The following is a 15132-nucleotide window of genomic DNA, read 5'->3' on the forward strand; positions in this document are numbered from 1 at the left end:
ACTGTGCCAAAGTCTTAAAATAAATAGAAATCTATTCGCCTCCCATAATCCGGTAAATTATAACTGCGGTTTCGGCCCTGCCGGCTGCAGCTTTAGGCCGGAATGTACCATCTTCAAACCCCTTGAGCAACCCCCCGGCTACGGCGGCTGCTATACTTTCCTCGCTCCAGGACGAAATCAATTTTTTATCTTTAAAATCCGGCTTTTTCCCTGATGAGGCAAGCCCCAATGAACGGGCGAGGATGACCGCAATTTCTTCCCTCGTAATGGTGCTGTCGGGGCGGAATGTGCCATCTTCATAGCCGTTGACAATATTCCAGTCTGCAGCGATGTGTACTGCTCTTGCATACCATGCGTCTTCCTTTACGTCTTTGAATTGTCTTTTTCCGCCTGTCTTTGGCTCAAGGCCCAGCGCTTTGACCAGAAGGCAGACAAACTCGGCCCTGGTCACAGCACGGCCAGGCTCAAAGCGTGTTCCATCAACTCCTGTCACAATTCCGGCTCCGCCCAGAGCTTCAACAGCATCCATGGCCCATCCGAAAGATGCCTCGTTAACATCAGTAAATGACTTTTTTACCTCCTTTGCAAACACGGCAATTTCGGAGAAATGTTCTAACTTGGCCAGAATAACACCTTTTTGCAAGTCCACCACAGCAGGGATAACCGCCCACCTGCCGCCTGCTTTATCGTACCAGGCAAGGGCCAGGTTTTCCGGTTTTACCAGGGGTGGAATGGCAATTCTTATGGCCACTGTTACAGGCACAGTAAAAGAGGTTCCATCCGGGCCAAATTCATAAATCCCCGATAAAGCTTTGTATCCGGCAGGAACTGCGCTCAAGCCTCTATTGCCAGCGATTTTCTCAGTCGATGGCAGACTGGTCTCTTTGATCGATATTACCTCATCCTTTTTCAATGCACCAGCCGGAATGATAAGGGCTATTTCCTCTTTGTTATCGACAATGATTGCCCCTGTTGAAGCGGTTACCTTCTTCTCCAGATCAACCGTATTTTGAAGAAGCATTTCCTTTAAATTCAAAAATTCACTGCGTTTAAACGGTTCACGGTTTCCAACGATCACTACCGATTTGTTTATTTCTTCAAAGCCCGCCGCATCTTTCGTATTCGCTTTTATTTCAAGCAATTGGTCGATTTTTTCAAGTGCCTTCAGCGCTTCATCGGAAACCTGCAAAGCCTGCGGGAGTTTTTTATTCTGTTCTACAAAGTTGGGAGAGATCGCGTCTTCCTGTTGCTGAATCACTTTTTTGTTTACCAGTTCTTCCCACGTGGGGCCTGTAGAATTTATGTCTGTACTGTACCACCAGATGATTTCATCACCGTCATTTATAGCAAATTTGGAGGCCAGGACAGAAGGTACCTTGCCGTTGACTTTATACATCCATCCATTCATGCCACTGTTGGCCTGGCCTTCAATGCTCTTGACAAAGCCGTTATCATCAACATAATCAAGGCCAGTAGCGTCAAGGGCTCCCAGTGCTGTCAGCCCCCATCTTCCATCTGCCATTACGGTGACTGAACGGGGGCCAAAAAGCAGCTCACCATCTTTGCCCACCACCGCGATATCTACGGTGCACCTAACCTGATTAGAAACGGGCTGCGAAGATCCCATCGGTTCAACTTCCCCATCAATGAGAATAAATGCGCTTAGAGCTTCCGCAGCGTCAAGAATATTCCCCATTGCACCGAAACTGCCATCGGAATTCAGTGCTTTCTGCATCATGTAGTCAACAGGAATGAAGCCCTGGCTGCTTTTCCAGTCTGCAGGGTCCATGCCCAATTTCTTTAACGTAACAATTACCTCGGCCGTATCCACCACCGGATCATCCGGATAGGGTTGTGTGGTATAGACGCTACCGTCGGGCTGCAATTGTTTTTTAAGATAAGCAAGCCCTTTTTCTACGGCATCCTGGACCTGCTTGTCTTCGGAAGCGTTGGGCAGGTATGTCAGTGCCCGAATAGCCTGGGCTGTTGACATAAAGTCGGGGAAAAACACACCATCCCATACTTCTCCCCAGGCACCGGACGTATCTCCGGATGAGCTCTGCTTCCCCAGTATGTAGCTTCGCGCTTCAGCAGTATTTATTTCATTTATCTTTTCCGCTTCTCCCAGCGCGATATACGCCCACATGTCGCTGTAAACGCTGTTGTCAAAGCCTTTTGAAGAATGCCTTTCTTTTAAAAGATTTACAAGCCTGTTTACCCTGTCCGCATCCCCCCAGAGGTTTAAAACCAGTATTTGCTGGGCAATGGTCTTTGTCTTCGATCTTTTTACCCAGGCGGAATCGGCACCGGCGTAATCATTATATGTCTTTCCCAGTGATTTCAGGGCTATGAGGGTTTCGGCCGTTGCAAAGGTGCTGTCCCACTGGGCTTTTATGGCCGCGGTCTCGGCGTCCTGGATGTCCTGCAGGTAAGTGAGGCCGCCCTGAATGGCATTATAGATATCGCTGCTGGTATCGCGAGCCGCGTCAAAATAACTGAGGGCCGTGAGCACCTGTGCCGTCAAGTCGGGCTCTTCAGGATAATAGCCGCCCCAGGCGACCCCTGCTTCATTACCCCAGCTATCCTTATGCGGGCGTCTAAATTTATTTAGATAGTTAAAAGCCTGTTGCTGGTCTATCAGGTTGAGTTTACCTGCCTTGCCAAGGGCGGTCAGGACCATCACATTGTCATAAATGCTATTACCAAAATAAATTGAATCGCCGTCAGTTTTCTTTTTTTCCGCAATAGCTTGGGCAAGAGTGTCAATATTATTAGATTTCGGGTCTACCGCTCTAAGGGCGATCAGCTCTTTTGCAAGGTAGACGGCATCGAGAACGGTGGCGTTACTCGCAGCAGCGTCAGCGGAGGTGATGACTATATCCTTTAGAGACTTCCCGCCGTATACCCATTTGGACAGGTCTTCCCCTGCGTCGGATAGAGCTTCCACACAGCGGTAGTCGAAGCTCCACCCCTGCGCATCATAAGCCAGAGACCCTTTTAAATAACGATCCTTGAAATATGTTACGGCTTTTGAAACACTATTCTGCACCTGATCTTTTACATTGCTATCGGTTATTTCATTCTTTACCATCGCCAGCGCCTGCAGAGGAGCTTTGGTTCCGTATTCGTTGGCGTAAGGTCCGAAACTGCCATCGGCGTTCTGTGTAGCCAGGATATATGTAATCAGGCTGTTATGATTGCCAAGGAGATCGGCAATTTTCTGAATTTCCTCCTTCAGACTTTCACCATTCCTGGACCATTTTTCCGACGAAAGATCTTCTCCAGCAAGGGTAAGGACGTATGCAGTGTAGCCGTCAATTTTTTCCCCGGCTTTGTATCTGTCGTTAATAAACTGCACAGCCTTATCAGCTAATTGCTTAGCGGTATAACTTTCAGTCTGCGTGGCAGCCTGAGCTGCAGTCAGAGCCCCTCCACCAATAGTGATGCTTAATAAAAGGCAAAATACCAGAATAATCGATACCGTACGCTTTTTGGTTTTATATAACATATCTCAACCCACCTTCTCAGATTTAATTTTCTGCAATTATCAAAATTGATTTTAACTCCAGCATGCTAATATGCTGTTTTTCTTAAAACACCTCCCCTCCCCAGGGCTCCCCTCAGAGGTGGGTTGAAACAGACCCAATGATGAAATAAAATAAAAACCCTGGCTCCTTAAGATAAGCCAGGGGACATAAGCCAGTGGTAAACTGTTCCCCATCCTGCGTAGGGAGCACCAGTTTGACAGCAGGCCTCAGGTCTCCTGGCTCGGATTCACTGCTCCCCCACGCCTTCCCAGGTTATTCCCAGTGGCATGATGTGGGGTCGCTCCTCCTCACAGTGGCGCGACCGCGCCGGATTTTCACCGGCTTCCCTTGTTACCTGCCCGAATTATTCATTTGTACATATTATATTAATAATTCATAGAACCGTCAATAAGTCATCGCTCACCACCAGCAATTCCTGCCTTTTCTTTGTTGCTTGTAGGAAGTAAAATTATAAATATGTTCAATAAAAACACAAAAACACTTATTAAGCCCAATCGCTTTATAGCCCATAGTATTTCCTCTTCAGATGACCCGAGCAACATTATATTCCGAAGGGGAATTATAAAGGAATATAAAGGCCAAATCGCTGCAAATTTCTTTATAGGCTCCGGCATCATATGATAGGGCCATGTAAAACCCGAAGCGAGAAAAGTCGGCATAGATAAATAAGCTGTAATCTGAACAGAAAAAAGCGGGTTTTTAGTTAAAATCCCCAGAAATGCACCTATATTGAGACATGAAGTTATAAACGCTGCCGAAAGTAGAGTTATATCAAATACCTTTTCCCTAACAGGAATTTTAAATAATTTATTGACTGCTAAAATACAAACCAAAAACACAAATATTAATATGGCTAAATATATAAACATTCTTGTTATATAAATTTCCATTAGCTTTTTGCCGTTTTTTTCTTGAGAAGCGTCAACAGCAATTGTCCTCGCCATATTTAGAACAGATATTTCTAGAAATATTGCTCCTATTAGGCCGGGAATCAGAAAATAGCTGTAGTTATATGCAGGATTCCCGAGAACCCTTGTGGTAAAGCCAAGAGGCATTGCTAAATTCTTGCTGTATTCGGGCGGATAACCTAAGGACTCAATCTTTTTTATAAGAATTCCCACTCCCAGGCTTTGAAGTATTTCGGAGGCTCTGGTTAAGGCATTGTTTCCAACAATCAGGTTGTTTTCGTTACATATAACAAGAACTCTCGTATCCTCGCCTTTTTTTACTTTAGAAGAAAATTCCGGAGGGAATACTAAAGCCATTCTCACACTGCCCTGCTGTATCAAATTTTTAAGCTCAACCTCATCCTTAGGGAAATACCTTATATCGTATTTTTCATTATTCTCAAAGTAATTTATGATCATTCTGCTCAATGAAGAATTATCAAGGTCTAAAATCGCCGTAGGTATAGATTTTACTACACCAGGGCTGTAATACCAGGAAAAAAGCACGGTAAAAATTACGGGTGTTATAACAAGTGCTATCACAAGTAATTTATCTTTCTTCAGATTCATCAACTCTCTTTTAAGCATTATTCAACCACCGCTTTCCTTTTTCTCCCAAAAAGAATAAGAGCTAAAAAGATAGCTGCAAAAACTGCAAAAAAATATATTAAAAGAGCGTTGAAGTTGTAAATATATACATCCTTATTTATTCCCGTCGCCATAATGCTTTTAACAGGATCAGCAAAATAGTATAAAGGTATTAGTTTTGCAAGTTTGCCTAATAAAGGAGGCATTGCAAGGGTTGGCCAGGTATAACCGCAGTAAATAAGGGTAGGAAGCACTAAAAACATAGCCACTTCTGTTGAAGAAATCTGATCGCGGAAAATTATTGATGATATTACCCCAATAGCCGAGATAGTAAGAGTAAAAGGCAGGGATAAGACAGCAATACCTTTTACAGCTTCAATTTTCCCGAGCAAAAAGTATTTTATAGAAAGGAAATATGTTAGATTTAAAAAGAATGCTCCTGTCATCGCATGAAAGACAAGTTTTCCCATAACAAATTGAAGCCTATCTAAAAAATTCATTTCTTTTGAAAAAACTTTGTATTTTGAGCCATTGATTGAAGTCGCTGCTCCGAGAACGATAGAAATCTGAAATAAAGAAGCTATTGCACCAGGCATTAAAAACTTGCCGTAATTTCTCGTTGGATTATACCAAACCCTTTTTTCGAAGGGCAGGCCCAACACAAAATTTTTTGCCTTATCCGGCTGCACTCCTTTTGCCTCTAAATAATTTACCGCAATCCCGGCATTTACCGTCATCAAGATTTCAGCACTTTTTTCAAGGCAAATGCTTGAAATAGACATGTTTGTTCCGTTAACAATGATAAGAACCTTAGGCGACTTTTGATTTTTTACATCCTTTTCAAGGCCTTCAGGTATAAAAACAACCACGTCCACTTTCCCGGATTTTATTAGACCTTCTAAATTTTTATCCTCATCAAGATAATAATTCACTTTAAAAGTTTCATTGTTTTCAAAATACCATATTATCTTCCTGCTGAGAGAAGTGTTGTCCAAATCTACTACTGCTGTACTTACACCCTTTACAACGCCGGGCAAATACATATAGCAGAGCACCAATGAAACCAGAGCTGGTATCAAAATAACCGCCAAAATATACTTTGGGTCTTTAAATATCCTTAAAATCTCTTCCTTTAAGCTTTTTATAAAATAAATCAATTCGAATAACCCCCTGAAATCCATTAAAATCTCACAAAGGCTGTCATCCCCGGCCTCATTAATTCTCTGCCTTCCAATAATTCAACCTTCACCTCAAAGGTCATTATATCCTGTGACCCGTTATCATTGGTTGCTCTTTTTACAGCAAAATCAGGATTTTCGCTTATCCTTTTCACTTTACCTCTAAAAGACTTGTCAGGATAAGCCATCACCTTTATCACAACTTCCTGACCGACCTTCACCTTGGATAAATCTTTTTCACTGACATTAACCTTTATCCAAACATCATCAAGGTTTGTTACAGTAGCTATGGGCATCCCTGTAGAAACAAGTTCACCTTCGTCGCAATAAATCTCCGTTACTGTACCATTTATTGGTGACAATACCTTTGTGTCTTTAAGATAGCTGTCTACTTCCTGAATCCCTGCAAGTGCCTGCTGATATTTGTCTTTCGCAGCTTCATAAGCGGCCTTTGCCTGCTCTACAACCGCCTGAGCCGCCTCTATATCTTCCTTGCGCGCCCCTTCTTTTGCCATATCGAGCTTTTGCTTTGCTATGTTCATTTGTGTTAAGGCTTCATCCAATTTCTGTGCAGGCACTGCTCCATGCTCATAGAGGTCTTTAACCCTTTCATAAGTTTTTACGGTGAGTTCATAATAATCCTCTGCTTCCTGAATTTCCTGACGCCTTGCACCGTTTTTTGCCTTTTCAAGGGTTGCCTCTGCTGCTTTTAAAGCAGCATAAGCCATATCCACCTGTCCTCTTGCAGCTTCTGCTAAAGCTTTCGCCTGCTCCCTTTTTGCCTTTAATTCATTGCTTTCGATCTCTGCAATGACCTGCCCTGCATTTACTTTTTGACCCTCTTCAACATAGATCTTAGAAATCTTCCCCGGTATTTTTGTGTTAATGTCAACCTCTTTTGCCTCTATTATTCCCCTCACTTCACTGCCCTGCTCTCCCATTACATTCGCACTGCTTTTTGCTGTGCATCCTTGAAGAAAAAGTGAAGTAACTATGATTGCTATTGGCAATATTATCCATTTTTTTCTCATATTCCCTACTTCCTCCCCACCGTACTAATTTAAAGGCCTGCCTATTGCATTATCGTAATTAGCTTTTGCCAGATTGAAGCTGTAAACTATTTCTACTACTTTTTCTTCCACATCCGTAAGCCTTTCCTGGGCCGCTAATACCTCTACTATTGTTCCGGACACATCTTCTAAGTCCATAGTTTTTAAATTTTTTGTGGGATAAGGATAGCCTTTTTGGTACTTGTATTCTGCTATTTTTAAAACTTCCTGGGCATTTTTTACGCAGTTTTCTATATAATCAAGCATATTCTGAGCGTACATAAGTGAATCATACGCATTTCTAATATCACTTTCTACATCGAGAAGTGCCTTCTGGTAATTGTCCCAGGCTTTATTTGCCTGTAAAAGGGCTTCACGGTACTGAAAGGTGTTTTCAGGGTAAATCCTTTTTACTATGTCAAAGTTGAGTTTGTAGACCAAATATTCTCCTTTTGCTTTTCTTATTTCAAGCCTGTTTTCCAATCCCTCTTTTATCCCTTCCTCCAGATTTGGAAAGTATTTTTCTGTCGTAAAAACATCCTCCACCTCAATATCCTTTTCCAAAGGATATCCTATGCTCTTTTTAAGTTCCATTTTCGCCTTGCTTAAATCTATCTTTGCTTTTTCTAAATCAGCCTTCATTAAAGAGACCTGTGTTTTTGCAAGTAAGACATCATCCTTTGCCACCATCCCGGCATTATACCCTGCTTGGGCAATGTCGAGCTGCCCTTGAGCCCTTTCTAATGCTTTTTGTTTCACTTCGAGGATTTTTTGGGCTTTCAACACATCATAGTACTCTTTTTCCACTAAAAGGGCTATCTGCCTTTCTGCAAGAGACCTTGCAGTTGTAGCCACATCCAAAGCTACCCCAGCTTTAATATTTATCAAATCCTGCGCAGATTTTACATTATTTAGACCTGCAATAATCTGATCAAGGGATTTGTCCAAAAGTTCCTCCCCTTTTTCCAAAAGGGTTTCCCCCTCTGTTATTGCAGATTCTAATTGTTTTTTTATTCCTTCAAGATAAGCTTTTTTCTCGGGAGGCAGGTTTGGGTCTTCCAATGCTTTTTCTACCTCGGAAAGCTGTTTTTTCGCTTCTGAAAGCTGTTCTTTTCCTGCGCTAATACTGTCTTTCCCGCTTCCCAATTTTCTTGATAAAAAATCCGCTTTCTCATCCTGCAGTTTTGCCATATCGAGCTCATCCTGAACTAATCTGAGATTTATATTGTTTTTTAAAGCCATTTCTATGCACTTTGAGAGGTTTAATTTTTCAACCTTTTCATTTGGATTCTGTAAAGAAAAAGCTTGAGTTCTTATTCCTCCTATTGTAAAAGCTACCAAAACTAAAAATGTCAAAATCCTTCTAATTCGCTTTGCCATGTTCATCGTTCAATCACCCGTTTTCAAATATTCTTTTTTCTATTTTTTTTAGTATCATTATCAAGTAATCTTTTTCCTCATTTTCAAGAGCAGAAATTATCCTCTGCCACTGCTCTTTGTATTCCGGGAAAATTACCCTAAAAAGCTCTTTCCCCTTTAAAGTAAGCTCTGCTCGGACTATCCTCCTATCCCTTTTATCGTATTTTCTTTCCACGAGATTTTCTTTTTCCATCCTGTCTATGAGCTTTGTTATATTTGCTTTGCTAACCTTCATCCTTTCCCCAATCTGAGAAAGGCTTAGCCCTTCTTCTTTTTCCTTTCCCAAAATTAAAAGGACGTTAAATTTGCTTCTTGAAATCCCGTATTTCTTAAATATTTCGTCAAAGGAATCAACTATAACCCTGAAAAAATTGCTCAATTCTACCAATAAATCATCTGAATTGTTCATTTTTTCTTCATAAGGTATTACGCCATCAAAAGCAAGGCTGTTATTCATGAAATCATCTCCATTAACACATTTTTAATCTATTAAATTTAAATATGTTTATAATTAATTGGTTAACTTTTTGTTCAAGCAGTAAGCGGATGGGGTTAAATTTCCCCATCCGCTTAATTTTTCATTAATATGGGCTCTTTTTGTCAGTTAAAACAGCTTTTTCTTCATCATCAACTAATCTTTCGATTACCCTGATGTTCACACCGTCTTCAACTATGAAGTATACTGCATCTCCACTATGGATGCTTGAAGCAGACTTCTTCTCGTCTTCTTCGTAGACGATAGCATTTGCAGGCAGCTTGTATTTAGGATATGAATATGTGCCAGTGCTGCTATTATATACTTCTATCGTCACTGTATCGCCAGATTTTGCATAAACTTTGCCATATACTTCCTGGTAGTCTTTGCTGCTTGTTACAATCTCTAATTCTCCGTCAGCCTGGATCTTTACTACATATGGTCTTTCATCTTTAATGCTGCTCTTATACGCTGAATCAACTTTTACATCTTTTGTGCTTTCACCATACGGATGAATGGTTACGTATACATCTCCAGATTTCTTCCACATGTCTACTACGTATACAGGCATTTCATCGCTTGAAGAATCTGTTACACCTGTGCTGGTGCTGCTCACAAAGAATATGGCTTTTGCATCAATGCCGTTGTCGTCAAGGATTACGTAGAACGGTATATCAACCTTGTCGTTTTCTGCAAGGTCGCTCCATTTTACTACATCAAAATCGTCATCAACGTCTGCGCCTGTTATATCTAAGTTATATTGTGTGGCATATACAGAATTTTCTACTTCTATTTCATCATCTTCATCGGTATTGATTCCTATATATGCTTTAACATTTCTCAAATCAAATATTGCTGTCTTGCTGTCTACATGAATTGATCCACTTGTTGTTTTAATACTGTCTTTGCCAAAGTCATCATCCATTACATAATATTTAGAGAGATCCACTACATAAATTTCGTTTTCAGCAATTTCGCCATTCTTGTTGAGCTTGAATTTTACAAGGCTACCTGCCGCTATTGGCTTACCGTCTTTATCTTCTGTTAAGTTCTTTGTTTTTTCTACAGGATATACGATTTCGTCGCCTTCGCCATCGTTTGTCACGGTGTAAATCTTAATTTTTTCGCTTTCTGTATAAATCTTTGTGACAATACCGTATTTATAGCCTGAAGATTCTGTCGTATTCCCTACAAAGTATGCAATCCTTCCTGCAGCATCGAGGTACGCGGTGACAGTTACATCATCTAAGTCTTCCATGTCGTTGTCTTTGTCTGGATTATTATACTCTTTTATGTCATCTCCGCCATTTGCACTGTATTTAATTCCGTTAACCGATAATTTTATATATTTCCCATCTATTCCAACCCTGTCATCTTTATATCCTGTTAATTTTCCAGTAACAACGTTGTCCTTTACAACCCTTACTATAGCGTAAGTATCTCCATCAATATCCTGTTTGCCTACGTAAATTACATTGCCCTTTTTGATATCATCCACTGTAAGAGCATTGCCGTTGGTATCAAGGACTATTACCTTATCGAAGGTTTCATCTTCTCTTAAGTCTATTTCGCTTACATTGTCAAGTTTGTCGGTGTTTGGAGTAATACCCTTGATAACACCCTTATTGTTCTCTGTTACTACCATCCAGCCGTCATCGGTTTGATCGGGGTTGAGCAAATCGGCAAATACTATTTTGCTGTTTTTGACAACAAATTTACCGGGTTTACCGACAAACATTGATAGATCAACAATTAAATTACCCTTTTCATCATAAATTTCATACTTTTTAGCACCATCAGCGTCAGAAACATATACTACTGCATTGTTGTCAAACTTATAATCGTCATCAAATTTGACGAGGCTCAATGTATTATCATCCTTAGCGGAAGAGGCATAGTCGAACATCGCCTTGTCGTCGTATTCTCTTTCAGCGTATACAATTTCGTCATCGTCGTTTAAGTAAATGGTTACTTCTTCACCCAATACTGGTTCAACATTATAACCTGCTACAACATCATAATCTTTTGCATTGCCATTGTCTTTTGCATCGACTACAGTAACTTCATTATTATCTTCATTCAGCGAATCATCAAGCCTGTTGTTTGCAATTATTCTCTTATCTTCAAGTTTTGTAATGTTAAGTTTATCCTCAAGCAATGTCTTCTCTGATTCAGAGTATTTTACGTTTCCAATTTCATAGGTGTCTACTTTTACAACTTTTGCATCGAGGGTGTTGTTCACTAATATTGCACATTCGCCCCTGTTTGCAAAGCCGTTTACATCAGCAAATTTTACATACTTTGTTATTTCCTTTTCCGCAGCTTTTGCAAGGTAGTTGCCGGGCCATTTACCGGGTAGGAATTCATCCTTGTAGCCCAAAGCCCTTACAAGCATCGTTATGGCTTCAGCATAGGTGACACCTTTATCGGGTTGGAAGGTGCCATCGGGGAATCCTTTTACAAGCCCTTGGCCAGCTGCAACGCTTATGTAACCGCTGGACCATCTCGTAGGAGCTACATCTTTAAATGGAGTATAACCTGAAGCTGCTTTTGCTGCTGATTCCATGCCAAGTGCTACGACCAATAGTTTTGCAAACTGTTCCCTTGTGACCTTTTCATCGGGATGGTATTTCCCATCTTCCATTCCATTTACAATTCCGAATGCTGCAAGCCTCATTACAGCATCTTTTGTGTTTTTATCTGATACATCTGATATTAGTTTGTTGATGTCAACAGCCGGAGCTTCTTTTATTGTGGCAGCGTATGCTGTCTTGACTTTTGCAAACGGCACCACAAAAACAGAACCGGCTACGAAGAACAGGATTGTGAGCAAAGCAAGTAATTTCTTTGCTCTCTTCATATTAACCATACACTGACCTCCTTATAAGATATATTTTTTATTTAATTTTTAGGATAAAATCTTTTTCCATCCTCACCCCCTACATGTTTTTAAAACATTAAATATTATTTTTTCAAGGACCCTCCCCTTTTTAAAGGGGAGGGCAAAATAAAGAGGATTTGGGTATGAATTTTGGTGAGTGCTCACTTGATAGTGAGTGCTCACTTTTAAATATAATGCGTCTTTATCTTCAAGTCAATAGATTTTTTTCATTTGTAATCCATTTGTAATTTACTTGTAAAAAAATAGAAATAGGTTTTTTAAAAATAAAATTTTATAACTATATTGACCTTTAAAGGTTTCAGGAATAAAATAATTAATAACGGTGAGTAAGTAATTACTTAATTTTTATTAAAAAATAAAAGAGGGTATAGAAATGGATAATGATTTTTTTTATACACAGATTAAAGACATGGCTTTGGTTATTGAAAAGTACATAAAAAAAGAATGGGAGTTGGATAGAAAAGATATTTCCTTTGCTTCCCATCTTTTAAGCGGTGCATTTTTTTATATTCTATTAAAAAAAATGGAATCGGGAGAAGTGCCTACTGAAGAAGAAATTAGAAACCTAACAGGACTGTGGTTGAACGGCATTAAGCCTTTATACCGTTGAAAAATATATCTATCAGCTGATGCAGCACTTTCTCTTCATCTATATCATTTTCTAAAGGACCTTCAGTTTTAAGCCATATTAAAGTGGCAATCACCATACCCATAAATGCTTTTACAGCTATCCTGGGATCAACCTGTCTAAATTCCCCTTTCTTTATTTTTTCTTTTATTAATTCTTCACATAAATATGTAATTTTTTTATCTACCTTTTCAAGAAATTCTTTTTTTAAATCTTCATGAAACTGACTTTCATAAAATATGAGTTTCATTAATTCAAAATTATTTTTTACAAACTCGGTGTACTTCTTTAAAAAACTTACCAGCACTTCCTGAACGTCTTTTTTTTCACTTTCAGCTTCTTGAATCATTCTCATCAAAAAATCAATAGAAGAAGTGTTTAAAAGATCAAGCAATATATCTTTTTTGGTTTTGAAGTATTTAAATACCGTACCCTCCGAAACCCCTGCTCTTTCCGCAATTTCTTTTGTTTTTGTGCCGTGGTATCCTTTTTCCGCAAAAACTTTGATTGCGGCCTCGAGTATCTCTCTTTTTCTTTTTTCGGTAAGCTTTTCTTCTCCCGATATATTACTTTTTAATTCCATTTTCATACCCCACTTTATTCTTAAAAACATTAAAATAACCCTAAATATATAATATCTTATTTCTTAGTTTTTACAATATCTTTTATAATATTACTTGTCAATTTTATTTAAATAAATGAAATTCAAATACAAAAAGCCCGCTTTCTATCGCGGGCTGAAAAATCACCTCGGGATTATGAGCTGTTGACCGGGCATAATCATATTGGGATTTTCGAGTTTATTTGCTTTTACTATGGATTCTACTGTAACATTGTAGCGCTTGGCTATTTTCCAGAGAGTATCCCCTTTTTGCACTATATAAATGGTTAAAGAGGGCTTTTCCTCGGGTTTTTCTCCCGGTTTTTCAGGTGCTTCTTCCTCAGGCTCTATAACCTCAGTAACAACCTCAAGTTCTACTGTCTCCGTAACCTTGGCAAAAAGTTTGATAATTGCCCTGATTTCCATTTTTCTGGGTGAGTTGGGATCAAAGCTTGCGGTAACATGTTCAACAATTAAGTCAAAATCCAGCATCATGTTTTCTTCAGCACCGGGAACTTCTACGAAAGTTGTGAAAGGTATTTCATGCTCCATAAAATGCACGGGCTGCTGCGGTTGGCCTTCAGGAACTTTCGCCACATAAAGCGTTTCTACGAGCAAAGTCCCTTCTACTATAACCTTGCCGTCTATTATTCTGGCATTGTCTACCCTTGCAGTAGCGTTTGTTGAGTAAATTTCTAAAATATCGGGTTTTGCGTCGGGTACCATTACCGTTTCTTTTACGATTATTTGATTTTCATTTTCTCCTACAACCTGATCTATTTTTAGCTCAACCTTCTTGACATCTAATTTTTCGGAAGGGCTAAAAAGATCTGTAATCACATCTAAAACCTTTGTTTCGTATACCCTTACCATAACCTTCAAAACTGCCTCTACTGCAACGGTTCTGTCATCCTTCTTTCGACCCCTTATATGTTCTACTTCAACCCTTACTATCTTGGTCATCGATTCTTTTGCTCCGGGTATTTCAACAAATTGAGTAAAGGGGATCTGCCCTTCCAAAAAGTGCACAGGCTGCTGCGCCTGCCCTTCCGGAACCCTTGCCACATAAAGTACTCCAACATCGAGAACTCCTTCTACAATTATTTTGTTGTCAAGCACTTTTATCTGTGTGGTCCTCGCCGTCCCTTGTACTTTTACTATATCCAATATATCGGGTTTTACAACAGGAACGCTGATATCACCTTTCGCAATGCTTTGTGCAGCAGCATCCCCTACTATATGGTCCAGCTTAACGGTTTCTTTTAATACCTGCAGATCTGCAGGCCCAGTGGCATCTACAGCGATTTCAACTTCAACCCTTTGCAACACTTTCACTAAAAACTGTATTACGAAACTCGCTGTAATCTCTCTTGGTTTTTGCGGGTCAAAAGAATATTTACTGTACTCTATTTTGGGCATTACCTTTACTGCCATATCCTTTTTTGCTCCCGGAACCTTGGCAAAAAAGTTGAAACCTATCCTGCCTTCAACTGCGTGAACGGGCTGAGATGCAATGTTTGCAACATACATTGCATCAACTTCAAGTTCTCCCTCTACCATTATCTTCCCATCCAGAATGCTAATTTTCAATGATTCCATATCTACATCGGCTTTTACGGAAATTACCCGGCTTATATCGGGTTTGCCTGCCGGAAGGTTTATAACACCTTCAACCACCGCCTGGGCTTTGTCTTCTCCTACGACCTGGTCTACTCTAACAATTTCCTTAGTTAAGACTACTCCCATACTATTCCTCCCTTCAATAAAATACTCCTTTTACTTTTATTAATATATGTC

At 39.9% G+C, this 15132-nt stretch carries 10 protein-coding genes and 1 riboswitch; of the genes, 1 reads left to right on the forward strand and 9 read right to left on the reverse strand.

Annotated features, from left to right (window positions below):
• Window positions 1–31: 31 nt before the first annotated feature.
• The 7 genes from ACPLVF_RS04735 to ACPLVF_RS04765 all read right to left on the reverse strand — a co-directional run bounded on the left by ACPLVF_RS04735 (window position 32) and on the right by ACPLVF_RS04765 (window position 12073).
• Window positions 32–3508, reverse strand: a complete 3477-nt coding sequence (locus tag ACPLVF_RS04735; protein WP_424906677.1) for an S-layer homology domain-containing protein — start codon at window positions 3506–3508, stop codon at window positions 32–34.
• A gap of 225 nt (window positions 3509–3733) precedes the next feature.
• Window positions 3734–3899, reverse strand: a riboswitch (cobalamin riboswitch).
• Window positions 3900–3940: 41 nt separating this feature from the next.
• On the reverse strand, window positions 3941–5083 hold the full coding sequence (locus ACPLVF_RS04740; RefSeq protein WP_424906678.1) for an ABC transporter permease: 1143 nt from the start codon (window positions 5081–5083) through the stop codon (window positions 3941–3943).
• On the reverse strand, window positions 5083–6240 hold the full coding sequence (locus ACPLVF_RS04745; RefSeq protein ID WP_424906679.1) for an ABC transporter permease: 1158 nt from the start codon (window positions 6238–6240) through the stop codon (window positions 5083–5085). Before ACPLVF_RS04745 ends, ACPLVF_RS04740 begins: the two co-directional genes overlap by 1 nt.
• A 23-nt stretch (window positions 6241–6263) precedes the next feature.
• Window positions 6264–7292: an HlyD family secretion protein gene (locus ACPLVF_RS04750; RefSeq protein WP_424906680.1), complete on the reverse strand. Its 1029-nt coding sequence runs from the start codon at window positions 7290–7292 to the stop codon at window positions 6264–6266.
• Between the two features lie 24 nt (window positions 7293–7316).
• On the reverse strand, window positions 7317–8696 hold the full coding sequence (locus ACPLVF_RS04755; protein ID WP_424906681.1) for a TolC family protein: 1380 nt from the start codon (window positions 8694–8696) through the stop codon (window positions 7317–7319).
• 7 nt (window positions 8697–8703) lie between these two features.
• Window positions 8704–9186: a MarR family winged helix-turn-helix transcriptional regulator gene (locus tag ACPLVF_RS04760; protein WP_424906682.1), complete on the reverse strand. Its 483-nt coding sequence runs from the start codon at window positions 9184–9186 to the stop codon at window positions 8704–8706.
• Between the two features lie 124 nt (window positions 9187–9310).
• Complete coding sequence (locus tag ACPLVF_RS04765; RefSeq protein ID WP_424906683.1) at window positions 9311–12073, reverse strand: S-layer homology domain-containing protein; 2763 nt, start codon at window positions 12071–12073, stop codon at window positions 9311–9313.
• Between the two features lie 406 nt (window positions 12074–12479).
• On the opposite strand from ACPLVF_RS04765, the gene ACPLVF_RS04770 reads away from it, so the two are divergent.
• Entirely contained in the window at window positions 12480–12716 is a 237-nt protein-coding gene (locus tag ACPLVF_RS04770; protein ID WP_424906684.1) for a hypothetical protein, read from the forward strand.
• On the opposite strand, the gene ACPLVF_RS04775 is transcribed toward ACPLVF_RS04770, so the two are convergent.
• Together ACPLVF_RS04775 and ACPLVF_RS04780 are read right to left on the reverse strand one after the other, a co-directional pair.
• A complete protein-coding gene (locus ACPLVF_RS04775) occupies window positions 12697–13317 on the reverse strand; it encodes a TetR/AcrR family transcriptional regulator (protein ID WP_424906685.1) in 621 nt (206 codons plus the stop codon). The genes ACPLVF_RS04770 and ACPLVF_RS04775 overlap by 20 nt on opposite strands.
• A 162-nt stretch (window positions 13318–13479) precedes the next feature.
• Window positions 13480–15081: a DUF3794 and LysM peptidoglycan-binding domain-containing protein gene (locus ACPLVF_RS04780; RefSeq protein ID WP_424906686.1), complete on the reverse strand. Its 1602-nt coding sequence runs from the start codon at window positions 15079–15081 to the stop codon at window positions 13480–13482.
• Window positions 15082–15132 lie beyond the last annotated feature (51 nt).

It is taken from the genome of Thermovenabulum sp., assembly GCF_049701175.1.
Lineage (GTDB): Bacteria > Bacillota > Thermosediminibacteria > Thermosediminibacterales > Thermosediminibacteraceae > Thermovenabulum.

Coding starts and splice junctions, on each gene's coding strand:
- ACPLVF_RS04735 (WP_424906677.1), bottom strand. CDS start 3,508: ATGTTATATAAAACCAAAAAGCGTACGGTATCGATTATTCTGGTATTT.
- ACPLVF_RS04740 (WP_424906678.1), bottom strand. CDS start 5,083: ATGCTTAAAAGAGAGTTGATGAATCTGAAGAAAGATAAATTACTTGTG.
- ACPLVF_RS04750 (WP_424906680.1), bottom strand. CDS start 7,292: ATGAGAAAAAAATGGATAATATTGCCAATAGCAATCATAGTTACTTCA.
- ACPLVF_RS04755 (WP_424906681.1), bottom strand. CDS start 8,696: ATGAACATGGCAAAGCGAATTAGAAGGATTTTGACATTTTTAGTTTTG.
- ACPLVF_RS04760 (WP_424906682.1), bottom strand. CDS start 9,186: ATGAATAACAGCCTTGCTTTTGATGGCGTAATACCTTATGAAGAAAAA.
- ACPLVF_RS04765 (WP_424906683.1), bottom strand. CDS start 12,073: ATGGTTAATATGAAGAGAGCAAAGAAATTACTTGCTTTGCTCACAATC.
- ACPLVF_RS04770 (WP_424906684.1), top strand. CDS start 12,480: ATGGATAATGATTTTTTTTATACACAGATTAAAGACATGGCTTTGGTT.
- ACPLVF_RS04775 (WP_424906685.1), bottom strand. CDS start 13,317: ATGGAATTAAAAAGTAATATATCGGGAGAAGAAAAGCTTACCGAAAAA.
- ACPLVF_RS04780 (WP_424906686.1), bottom strand. CDS start 15,081: ATGGGAGTAGTCTTAACTAAGGAAATTGTTAGAGTAGACCAGGTCGTA.